Genomic DNA, 11342 nt, shown 5'->3' with positions numbered 1-11342 from the left:
GTCATATTTCCTGATTTTTCTAATTTCATAACGCTAAAATAACCATTATTTCTGGAATTTTAAATAAAAACATCAATAAGTTATTAACAATCACATATTTGCATGTTAATAGCCTTGCAAAGGACTCAAAAGAGCGAAGTCGAACAAATGTTTTTCTCCGCCCTTTTGCAATGCTAGGTTCGACAAAGATATAACAGTTATTTTTCTTTGTCAAGAGGCAAATTTACAAACTACGTTGTTATTGTGTAGATGGTAGGTTTGAATTTACAAATGGTAGTTGTTATTGTATATTTGGTAAAAATTATTTGCCATTTTTACTATTTTTTTTAAAGAAATTTGAATATAAAAAATCAAAAAATCATCATTTCATCAGTAATTATATTTATTTTATTTAAGGCTTTATTGTTTTAAGGCTTTCGAATAAAAAAGCAATGTTTATTTGTAAGTGGTTCTTTTCGGTTAATGTTAATGTTAATTTTAATCTTATGGCGATTTCATAATTTATTTCAAATAGAACATATTATTTAATAACCTATTAATTTATTAAATAGGCTAGACTTTTTAAATTATTGATTTTCTTTTAAAACTTATTCTTGATGACTGAATAATTTAATTATTCCAAAAACTAAAATAAGCATACATACCATTGGGATACATACCCTCAATCATTACATTCCCTTTAGTTTGGTTTAAAATCAATTCGGCTTCTTCGGCTGTTTTTACTGTCTGTTTGTTGATAGCTGTAATAATAAAACCGGGTTTAATACCCACCGTTTTTAATTTTCCTGGCATTAACTCAACAACTTTTACACCAGCACTCAAACGTAATCGTCTTAATTCGTCAGAACTTGCTGTTTGCAATTTGGCTCCTAAGGTCTTAGAAACAGTAGTTTTTGTAACTTCGAAATTATTCTTAGCATTCTTCAAGGCGACATCAAATGATAATTGTTTTGTCCCCCTTAAAATAGTAACCATTACATGCTGTCCAGGTTCAAACTGACCGACCTGTTCTTGTAATTGTGGAATATCTCGCACTTCATTGCCATTAATAGCTATAATCACATCACCCGGCAATATACCGGCTTCTTTAGCAGAACCATTATCATAAACCCCTTGCACAAATACCCCTTGCGTTGTATTTAAATTCTTTTCTTTAGCTAATTCTTGGTCGACAGGTAAAATATTAACACCTAAATAAGCTCGTTGTACTTCACCATATTTAATAAAATCGGAAACCACCTTTTTAACAATGTTCGAAGGAACAGCAAACGAATATCCGACATAGCTACCGGTTTGTGAGGCAATAGCTGTATTGATACCCACTAATTCGCCTTTAACATTGACCAATGCACCTCCACTATTGCCAGGGTTAACAGCAGCATCAGTTTGAATAAATGATTCTATTGAGAATGGAGATGATATTCCTATATTTCTTGCTCTAGCACTAACAATACCAGCCGTTACTGTACTTGTAAGATTAAACGGATTGCCAACCGCTAAGACCCATTCTCCGAGTTTTAGTTCGTCGCTATTACCAAATGTCAAATAATTCAAATTGTCGGCATCAATCTTAAGTAAAGCAATATCGGTAGAAGGATCGGTAGCTATCACTTTAGCCGGATAAGTGCGTTTGTCGTAGAGTATAACTTCAATATTATCGGAATTATTAATAACGTGATTATTCGTTACAATGTAGCCATCGGAAGAAATACAAACTCCCGAGCCAACAGGTAAAATTTGAGAGTAATATTGTGGTTGAGTATTACCAAAAAAGAAATCAAAAATATTACCCGTAGCATATTCTACTTTGGTTTTTACGTGAACAACGGCTTTAACTGACATTTCAGCTGCCGACGTTAAATCGATAGCATCGGCAGGTAATGCTCGCATGGAAGCATAATGAACAGGATACTGTCCAGACTTTTGAACTATATTTTTAAATTTTGGCTGAAGCCATATAATATCAGCTACAATAGCTATAGTGGCTCCTAATAAAGCAGTAAAAAATAGAATTACATACTTTTTCATAAACAATAGTTTTAAGTTATTTTTTTCTTAACTTTACGACAAAAAAAACGCCTTTTTACAAATTATATGTTATTTTGCATTTAAAATTTAAAATAAATTAACGCATTTTAAAATGATTTTAGAATTCGAAAAATACCATGGCGCTGGCAACGACTTTATAATCATAGACTTAAATAAATTCCATATCGAATTTTCTGTTGAACAAATAGCTTTTTTATGCGACCGACATTTTGGCATAGGTGCAGACGGTTTAATGTTGCTCAAAAAAAATATGAATTACGACTTTGAAATGATTTATCATAATTCCGATGGAAAACCGGCTACTATGTGCGGAAATGGTGGGCGATGTATAGCAGCATACGCCTATAATCATGGCTATATTAGCGACGAAACTACTTTTCTAGCTTCTGACGGGGTTCATTTGGCAAAAATAATAAACCCTAACTATGTAAAGCTTAAGATGCAAGATGTTAATAATGTTCAAATATTTGAAGATGGTTATTTTGTCAACACAGGCTCTCCTCATTTTGTAAGCTTTAAATACGATATAAAAACATTAGATGTATATAAAACGGGCAAATCAATACGTCATGAGCCACGTTTTGGTTCAGAAGGAACAAATGTCAACTTTTGCCACATCAACGAAGAAAACAAACTCACCATTTATACCTTTGAGCGAGGCGTAGAAAATGAAACTTTGGCATGTGGCACTGGCTCAGTAGCATCAGCAATTGCTCATTGTACAAATAAGCCCGATGGAAATTATAGCATTGAAATGGTAGCAAAAGGCGGAAATCTAAATGTTAGTTTCGATAAAAAAGATAAACAATTCAGAAATATATGGCTTTCTGGTCCAGTTAAATTTGTTTTTAAAGGAGAAATTAAATTATAATTAAAATATGAAGATAGGAATTTTAACCGCAGGTGGCGATTGCCCCGGAATCAATGCAGCCATAAGAGGTGTTGCCAAAGCTGCCATTTTGCAAAACAATCATGAAGTTATTGGAATTTCTGATGGTTTCTCAGGTTTAATTAACAAAGACTTTATTCCATTAAATGAACAGAGTCTTTCTGGAATTTTAACACTAGGAGGTACTATTTTAGGAACCTCACGCGAAAAACCCTACAAAAAGAAAAAAGAAGAAAAAGAATCAAATAAAGCAGATATTATTGTAAAAAATTATAAAGACGAAAAATTCGATGTATTAGTGTGTATTGGTGGCAATGGTACTATGAAAACAGCTAGCTTACTAGCCAAAGAAGGATTAAACATTATAGGAATACCTAAAACAATTGACAACGATGTATGGGGAACCGATATTACCTTCGGTTTTGATACGGCCGTAAATATAGCAACCGAAGCCATAGACCGGTTACATACAACAGCGAATAGCCATAAGCGTATTATGATCATAGAAGTAATGGGACACAAAACCGGATGGATTGCTTTATATTCTGGAATGGCTGGTGGAGGAGATATTATTTTAATCCCGGAAATTAACTTTAACGAAGACATTATTTGTAATTATTTAAATCACAGAGCTTTAATACAAAAAAAATATTCTATCGTTGTTGTTGCCGAAGGCATCGAAACAAAAGACGGAATGAAAGCTGGCGAATATGTTGCCAAAATGATTCAAGAAAAAATTGATTATGAAACGCGTGTTACGGTTTTAGGCTACTTACAACGTGGCGGTACCCCCTCTCCTTTCGACCGAATTCTTGCTACACGCTATGGCACTCATGCCGTTGATTTAATTAACGAAGGCGTTTTTGGTCGTATGGTAGCTATTCATGGTAATAATATCACTTCTATACCCTTAAGCGAAGTTGAAGGCAAAACCCGATTAGTAGACCCCCTTTTTCCACTCATCAAAAAAGCCAGAAAAATTGGCACCTGCTTTGGCGATAAATTGCCATAATTTAATATTTTCTTAACATTAGCAAAATAGACTTAGCCTACCTTTATATAAATTTTTAAAAATTATTATCATCTAATAATGCGACAGCTCGTTTTTGTAAGACACAGTATAGCCGAAGATATTGAAAAACACGAAGACGATTTTTCGAGAAATCTCACAAATCAAGGGATTGAACGGATTCATAAAGTTATAAACAAGATAAATCCTGAAATTATACATAATGCTATTTTCTTAACCAGTTCAGCCAATCGTTGTATCCAAACGTGTCAACATTTTGCTCAACATTTCAGTGTACCATCGCATCGAATAAAAGAAGAATCGTTTTTATACTCTTGTTTCCGCGAACACAGTTTCTTTTATTTTCTTGAAGAATCAGCAGCCAATGAACCCAATGTTTGGATATTTGGACATAACCCAATGCTCTCAAATTTAACCGAACAGCTTTTAAATAAAAAATTTTATTCCTTACCTAAGGGTGCCGTGGTTGCTTTTGCAAGTACAGCCTTATCGTGGATAGAGGTAAACTATGAGAACACTTCATTAATTTTTTTTATTAATCCAAAAGAATTATAACATGATTCCGATATTCTCTTTATACAAAAATAAAATTAGTAGAAAGTTGGTTCTCTATCATATTTCATTAAAGTATAATTTTTAATATTATGATGAAATTTATACCTAAAGAAATTAGTTGGCTTTCATTTAATGAACGTGTATTACAAGAAGCTCAAAATACAGAAAACCCGATATACGATAGAATTCGTTTTTTGGGTATTTACTCTAATAATCTTGATGAATTTTACAGAGTACGCGTTGCAACCTTAAAACGCTTATCATTACTTGGTACAAAAGCCAACGACATTTTAGGATATAAGCCCAAAGCTACCTTAAATAAAATTAACGATATTGTTTTAAAGCAAAATTATATTTTCACTCTTACCTATAAACAAATACTACTTGAACTCAAAAAACATAATATATATATATTAAATGAAAACGAAATTAATAATGAACAAAAAGCATTTATCGAAGAATACTTTCTAAACCAAATTAGACCCTATCTCATTCCCATTATGCTCGATGAAGTTGAGAAATTAACCAACTTAGAAGACGACCATGTGTATTTAGCCGTTATAATTAAAACTAAAAAACAAAAAGAATTACATGCCTTATTAAACCTACCAACAAACATTATTCCCCGATTTATAGCAATTCCTAATAAAAATAACTCCCAAAAGCATTTGATGTTCTTAGATGATGTTATTAGAGCCAATTTGATAAATATTTTTTATCAGTTTTTGCCAAATAAAATAGAAGCATACACGATAAAGATTACCCGAGATGCAGAACTGGACATTATAGATAATATTCAAGAAAATTACATTGACAAAATCCTTAAAGGTTTACAACAAAGAAAATCAGCCGATCCGGTTCGATTTATTTTCGATGCCGATATGCCCCCGTCGATGTTAAAAATATTAACAAAAAAATTGAATATAGACAAGAACGACACTATAATACCTGGAGAACGTTATCATAATTTCAAAGACCTATTAAAATTTCCAAGCTTTAATCTCCCTTCTACTAATCCACCTGCTACCATTCCACATCCACTTTTAAACATAAAAGAACCGGTTATTGAAAAAGCTCAAAATAACGATATTTTACTACATTTTCCCTATCATTCCTTCAATCATTTTATCGATTTACTTCGCGAAGCCTCTATTTGTCCTTTGGTAAAATCTATTTCCATAACTTTATATCGGCTTGCCAATCCATCAAGTGTTGTAAACGCACTTATTAATGCTTCAAAAAATGGTAAAGATGTTACAGCATTTATGGAAATTCAAGCCCGATTCGACGAAAAAAACAACATCAATTATGCCAATAAACTTACCGATGAAAATGTAAAAGTATATTTGGGTGTCCCTGGTTTTAAAGTTCATGCTAAAATTTGCTTAATAGAATTTCATAAAAAATCAAATCTTAATGATATTATTTGCATTAGTACAGGAAATTTTAATGGACAAACAGCCCGAACATATACCGATTTAATGCTTATTACTTCGAATATTAAACTTGTAAAAGAAGGTAAACAATTTTTTGAAATTTTAAGAAATAACTTTAACAAAAAAAATTTCCTTCATTTATTTGTTTCACCCATCAATATGCGACAAAAAATTGAGCGTTTAATAAAAAACGAAATTAAAAATGCTCAAAATAAAAAAAATGCATATATTGATATTAAAATAAATAACTTAACTGATTACAAAATAATTGATTTATTATACAAAGCAGCTGAATCGGGTGTTAAAATTCGTCTTAATGTTAGAGCGATGTGTTCTATTACAAATTTAAAACACAAAAATATCGAGATAAAAACGATTGTTGATTATTACCTCGAACATAGCCGTATTTATATTTTTTGCAATGACCAAAATCCTAAATATTTCATTGGTTCAGCCGATTTAATGCCCCGAAATTTAGATACACGTTTTGAGGTTTTATCGCCTATTTACGATAAGCAAATTCAAAATCAGATAAAAGCCATTTTTGAATGCTCCTGGAAGGATAATGTAAAAGCTCGAACCGTTGATTTTCATTTATCAAATAAAATCATAAAAAAAGATGACGAGCCAGCTTTTCGCTCTCAATTCGAAATGTACAACGTTTGTAAAAGCTTTTATCCAAAAAATAAATAAAAACATCATTGACGAACATCAGCATTATTTTTAACTTTGTTCAGTATTTTTGAAAAAAATATAATATTATGAGCAATAATTATATAATACCTGTCAATCAGGATGTTAAATGGATCGGCATTTTAGATTACGATATTGTTACTTTCGATATCGTAATGGAAACTCAATACGGTACAACATACAATTCATATTTTATCGACGCCGAAAAAAAAACAATTATCGAAACTGCCAAAGAAAAATTTAAAGACGAATACTTAGCTAAAGTAAAAGCTGTATGTAATCCAGAAGAAATAAGCTACATCATTTTAGACCACACCGAACCCGACCATTCCGGTAGTTTACGTCACTTATTGCGTATAGCTCCCAATGCAACCGTAGTGGGGAGTGGGAATGCCATACGTTACTTACAAGATATGGTCGATATACCTTTCAAATCGTTAACAGTAAAAGATGGCGACACGCTATCACTTGGCAATAAAACCTTAAAATTTATTGCAGCCCCTAATTTACATTGGCCAGATTCAATTTATACCTATTTAGTAGAAGACAAACTTTTATTTACCTGCGATTCATTTGGAGCCCATTTTTGCCACGAAAATGTTTTCGATGATCTTGTTCCCGAATACGACGACGCTTTCAAATATTATTTTGATGTAATTTTAAAGCCTTATAGCAAATTTATGCTAAAAGCCATTGAAAAAATAAAACCGCTCGAAATAGCTGCTATCTGTACTGGACATGGACCTATCTTACGTCAAACTTGGAAAGAAAAAGTAGAACTTAGCGAACGTTACGCTAAAGAATATCTATCACAAACAGAGCATCAACAAAAAACATTGGTTATTACTTACATTTCAGCATATGGTTACACAAAAAAAATGGCAGAAGCATTAGCAAAAGGTGCCCAAAGCATTGACCAAATAAAAGTTATTCTTGCCGACATTGAAAAAATGGAATTAGGCGAAATAGACTCTTTATTAACTTTAGCTGATGGGCTAATGATAGGCTCTCCCACCATCAACCAAAATACACTATTGCCCGTTTATCGATTGTTTGCTGTAGTTAATCCTATTCGCGACAAAGGAAAACTTTTTATGTCGTTTGGCAGTTTTGGATGGAGTGGCGAAGCAGCTAAAATCATCAATGCTACAGCCGGCCAACTTAAATTTAAACTTTTAAATGATGGTTTAATAAGTAAGTTCAGTCTTTTTGACGATAGCCCCTATGTAGAAGCAGGAAAACAATTTGCTATACAACTTCAAAATTCAACAGTTTCTGCCGAATAAATGAAAAAAAAAGACACCCATAGTGCTCTAAAGGTTCAGGAAGGCATTGAACAACCTCCTAATCTAAATCCTAACCTTAACCAATTATCGAGAAAAAAAAAGATTCTTACTCTCAATGATTATATTGAAGGCATAAAAAGTGGAAACAGAACAATTTTAAGTAAAGCCATAACCTTAATTGAAAGTACTTTACCAGAACATCGAACTTTAGCTCGTCAAATCGTTGAAGGTTGTTTGCCATTATCGGGCAATTCAATCCGCATTGGTATTACAGGCATTCCTGGCGTCGGAAAAAGTACCTTTATTGAATCGTTTGGTAATATTATAATTGAAAAAGGTTATAAACTTGCTGTTTTGGCTATTGATCCAAGTAGCGAACGTAGTGGTGGCAGCATATTAGGCGATAAAACCCGTATGGAGCATCTCTCTACCCAACCAAATGCTTTTATACGTCCAAGCCCTTCGGGCTGTAATTTGGGTGGCGTTGCCCGCCGAACTCGCGAATCGATTATTTTATGCGAAGCTGCCGGTTTTAATGTTATTTTTATTGAAACAGTTGGCGTTGGTCAATCCGAAACAGTTGTACATAGTATGGTTGATGTTTTTTTGCTACTTATGCTTGCCGGCGCTGGCGATGAATTGCAGGGGATCAAACGTGGTATCATGGAAATGTCCGACATTATAGCCATAACCAAAGCCGATGGCATTAATCAACGTAAATGTGAAGTAGCTGCTCGTGAATATAAAAATGCCTTGCAATATTTGCCCCTACCCGAATCGGGTTGGAAACCCAAAGTATTAACTTGCTCTTCATTAACTGGATTTGGCATGAATAATATTTGGGAAACATTAGAACAATATTTTGCATTTGTAAAAAATAATCAATATTTCGATATACGTCGTCGATCGCAAGCTAAATACTGGATGTTCGAAACGATAACTGACTTATTAAAAGAACATTTTTACAATACACCCGTCATTCAACAAATTTTACCCGAAATGGAACAAAAAGTTGTTAAACACCAAATAAGCTCTATTGCTGCCGCTGAAGAAATTCTTAACCAATATTTTAACTACCTAAAAAAATAATTACTTCCTATTATTTTGAAACTGCAAAAAATCATTCTATTTAAAAAAATAAATATTTATTTTTGCCATATAATCAATTACATTGAATGACTTCTTTGTTACAATATTTGATAAAGCTAAATCGCACAAGTCTTTTTTAATAAAGAGATAACTTAGTTATTTTTTCCTTTTTTATTAAATAATTAACTAAAATTATAATTTATGGAAGTATATTATATTTCGTCTCAACCGTTAAACTTTGAAACAATAGAAAGAATTTTAAAAAATAATATTCAAATTGCACTATCAGAAAATGCAATAAAAAAAATAAATCATTGCAGACAATATTTAGATAATAAAATAAAGAATGATCCGACTCCAATATATGGTGTTACTACCGGATTTGGTGCTTTATGCAATGTAAGTATTTCGCATAATGAACTAGCCACTCTACAAAAAAATCTTGTAATGTCGCATGCATGCGGTATAGGCGATGAAGTGCCACAAGAAATAGTAAAGCTCATGCTATTATTAAAAATTCAATCGTTAGCACAAGGGCATAGTGGCGTTCAACTAATAACTGTACAACGTTTGGTTGATATGTTTAACCATAATATTTTCCCCGTTGTTTATCAACAAGGGTCATTAGGTGCATCGGGCGATTTGGCACCATTGGCCCATTTATCTTTACCTTTACTTGGATTGGGTGAAGTATATTACAATGGTCATAAATGTTCAACCGAAGAAGTTTTTCGCAAATTAAACTGGCATCCCATTGAATTGCAATCAAAAGAGGGCTTAGCTTTACTAAATGGAACTCAATTCATGGCAGCATATGCTGTTATGACTGTTTTAGAAGCATTTAAAATATCAAAATTTGCCGATATTATTGGTGCTTTATCATTAGATGCATTCGATGGCCGCATAGAACCCTTTCATCCACTTATACAAACCATTCGACCTCATCAAGGACAAATTGATACCGCACAGCATTTTAGAAAATTACTTGAAGATAGCGAAATTATAAAACAACCCAAAAAACACGTACAAGATCCTTATTCATTCCGTTGCATTCCACAAGTACATGGTGCCTCAAAAGATACCATCAACTATGTTGCAAACGTCATCTATTGTGAAATAAATGCTGTAACGGACAACCCAACCATTTTCCCCGATGAAGATTTAATTATATCTGCCGGTAATTTTCATGGTCAACCTTTAGCCCTATCGCTCGATAACTTAAGTATAGCTTTAGCTGAACTGGGCAATATTTCCGAACGCCGAACCTATCAGCTTATTAGCGGTAAAAGAGGACTGCCCCCATTTTTAGTTGCACATCCTGGTTTGAATTCTGGCTTCATGATCCCTCAATACACGGCGGCATCTATCGTTAGCCAAAACAAGCAGCTTTGTACTCCAGCCTCGGTCGATAGCATAGAATCATCTCAAGGACAAGAAGATCATGTGAGCATGGGAGCCAATGCTGCAACTAAAGCATTTAAAGTAGCACAAAATACCAAACGAATATTAGCAATAGAACTTTTCAATGCAGCACAAGCACTTGAATTTCGTCGGCCATTAAAAACTAGTCCTATATTAGAAAAATTAATCCATTCGTATCGAAAAGAAGTTCAATTTATTCAAGAAGATGAAATTATGTACAAATTAATATCAAAAAGTGTAAACTTTATTGATAATTACATAATTGATTAATATCAATTCTTCGCTTTAATCAATTTTGCATTTTTTTTATTAACATTTCGTGGTAATTTATTAACAAATCGTATCTATATAGCTTATTTTCTGAATTTTATATTATAAATATAAATTTGCTATTTTATATTTTTAAATTATCTTTGTATTAAAAATTATTACTACTATGAAATAGCCATGAGAATAAATTCACAGCAACCGAAAATGAAATTATCACTCACAAATAAGCCTTGCTCTTTATTCGAATGGCGTATTCCATGTGACCTTAATTTAAAAATTAAAAAATAATTATACATGAAAAACAATGTTAAAAAGATTAAAAACAAAACTTTGTGGTTACTTCTTTTTACTTTTCAAATTTCTACTCTTATGGCTCAAGTGCCACAGAGTTTTTCGTATCAGGCTGTTGTGCGCGATGCACAAGGCAATGTTTTGCCTAACCAAAATGTAGCCTTCCGATTTAGTATAGTAGAAAACAATGCTAACGGAAATGTCATTTACAGCGAAACACAAACAGCTACTACAAATAATCTTGGCTTAGTTGTGTTAGCGGTTGGAAATGGAAATAACCCACAAGGATCATTTAGCAACATTCAATGGGGCAATGCACCTCATTTTCTTAA

9 protein-coding genes are annotated in these 11342 nt (G+C 32.7%); 8 read left to right on the top strand and 1 reads right to left on the bottom strand.

The genetic code is table 11. The features are described from left to right. Nucleotides 1–609: 609 nt before the first annotated feature. Entirely contained in the window at nucleotides 610–2028 is a 1419-nt protein-coding gene (locus HPY79_11540) for a Do family serine endopeptidase (protein ID NSW46436.1), read from the bottom strand. 112 nt (nucleotides 2029–2140) lie between these two features. Between HPY79_11540 and HPY79_11535 the strand changes: the two genes are divergently transcribed. The 8 genes from HPY79_11535 to HPY79_11500 all read left to right on the top strand — a co-directional run. Continuing rightward, entirely contained in the window at nucleotides 2141–2920 is a 780-nt protein-coding gene (locus tag HPY79_11535) for a diaminopimelate epimerase (GenBank protein ID NSW46435.1), read from the top strand. A 7-nt stretch (nucleotides 2921–2927) separates the two neighbouring features. After that, on the top strand, nucleotides 2928–3950 hold the full coding sequence (locus HPY79_11530; protein ID NSW46434.1) for a 6-phosphofructokinase: 1023 nt from the start codon (nucleotides 2928–2930) through the stop codon (nucleotides 3948–3950). Between the two features lie 78 nt (nucleotides 3951–4028). Then, nucleotides 4029–4523 carry a histidine phosphatase family protein gene (locus HPY79_11525; GenBank protein NSW46433.1) on the top strand — a complete coding sequence of 165 codons (495 nt, stop codon included), beginning with the start codon at nucleotides 4029–4031 and terminating at the stop codon, nucleotides 4521–4523. An 89-nt stretch (nucleotides 4524–4612) separates the two neighbouring features. Next, nucleotides 4613–6652: a polyphosphate kinase 1 gene (ppk1, locus tag HPY79_11520; GenBank protein ID NSW46432.1), complete on the top strand. Its 2040-nt coding sequence runs from the start codon at nucleotides 4613–4615 to the stop codon at nucleotides 6650–6652. A gap of 68 nt (nucleotides 6653–6720) precedes the next feature. After that, nucleotides 6721–7938 carry an FprA family A-type flavoprotein gene (locus tag HPY79_11515; protein NSW46431.1) on the top strand — a complete coding sequence of 406 codons (1218 nt, stop codon included), beginning with the start codon at nucleotides 6721–6723 and terminating at the stop codon, nucleotides 7936–7938. Then, nucleotides 7939–9027: a methylmalonyl Co-A mutase-associated GTPase MeaB gene (gene meaB / locus HPY79_11510; protein ID NSW46430.1), complete on the top strand. Its 1089-nt coding sequence runs from the start codon at nucleotides 7939–7941 to the stop codon at nucleotides 9025–9027. Between the two features lie 201 nt (nucleotides 9028–9228). Further along, a complete protein-coding gene (gene hutH / locus HPY79_11505; protein ID NSW46429.1) occupies nucleotides 9229–10719 on the top strand; it encodes a histidine ammonia-lyase in 1491 nt (496 codons plus the stop codon). Nucleotides 10720–11013: 294 nt separating this feature from the next. Next, the coding region (locus HPY79_11500) for a hypothetical protein (GenBank protein NSW46428.1) at nucleotides 11014–11342 on the top strand (329 nt) is incomplete at its 3' end.

It is taken from the genome of Bacteroidales bacterium (genome assembly GCA_013314715.1).
Lineage (GTDB): Bacteria > Bacteroidota > Bacteroidia > Bacteroidales > GWA2-32-17 > Ch61.
Note: the sequence above shows the minus strand (reverse complement) of the source record. Positions and strands in the feature narration are given on the sequence as shown.

Coding starts and splice junctions, on each gene's coding strand:
- HPY79_11540 (NSW46436.1), bottom strand. CDS start 2,028: ATGAAAAAGTATGTAATTCTATTTTTTACTGCTTTATTAGGAGCCACT.
- HPY79_11535 (NSW46435.1), top strand. CDS start 2,141: ATGATTTTAGAATTCGAAAAATACCATGGCGCTGGCAACGACTTTATA.
- HPY79_11530 (NSW46434.1), top strand. CDS start 2,928: ATGAAGATAGGAATTTTAACCGCAGGTGGCGATTGCCCCGGAATCAAT.
- HPY79_11525 (NSW46433.1), top strand. CDS start 4,029: ATGCGACAGCTCGTTTTTGTAAGACACAGTATAGCCGAAGATATTGAA.
- ppk1 (NSW46432.1), top strand. CDS start 4,613: ATGATGAAATTTATACCTAAAGAAATTAGTTGGCTTTCATTTAATGAA.
- HPY79_11515 (NSW46431.1), top strand. CDS start 6,721: ATGAGCAATAATTATATAATACCTGTCAATCAGGATGTTAAATGGATC.
- meaB (NSW46430.1), top strand. CDS start 7,939: ATGAAAAAAAAAGACACCCATAGTGCTCTAAAGGTTCAGGAAGGCATT.
- hutH (NSW46429.1), top strand. CDS start 9,229: ATGGAAGTATATTATATTTCGTCTCAACCGTTAAACTTTGAAACAATA.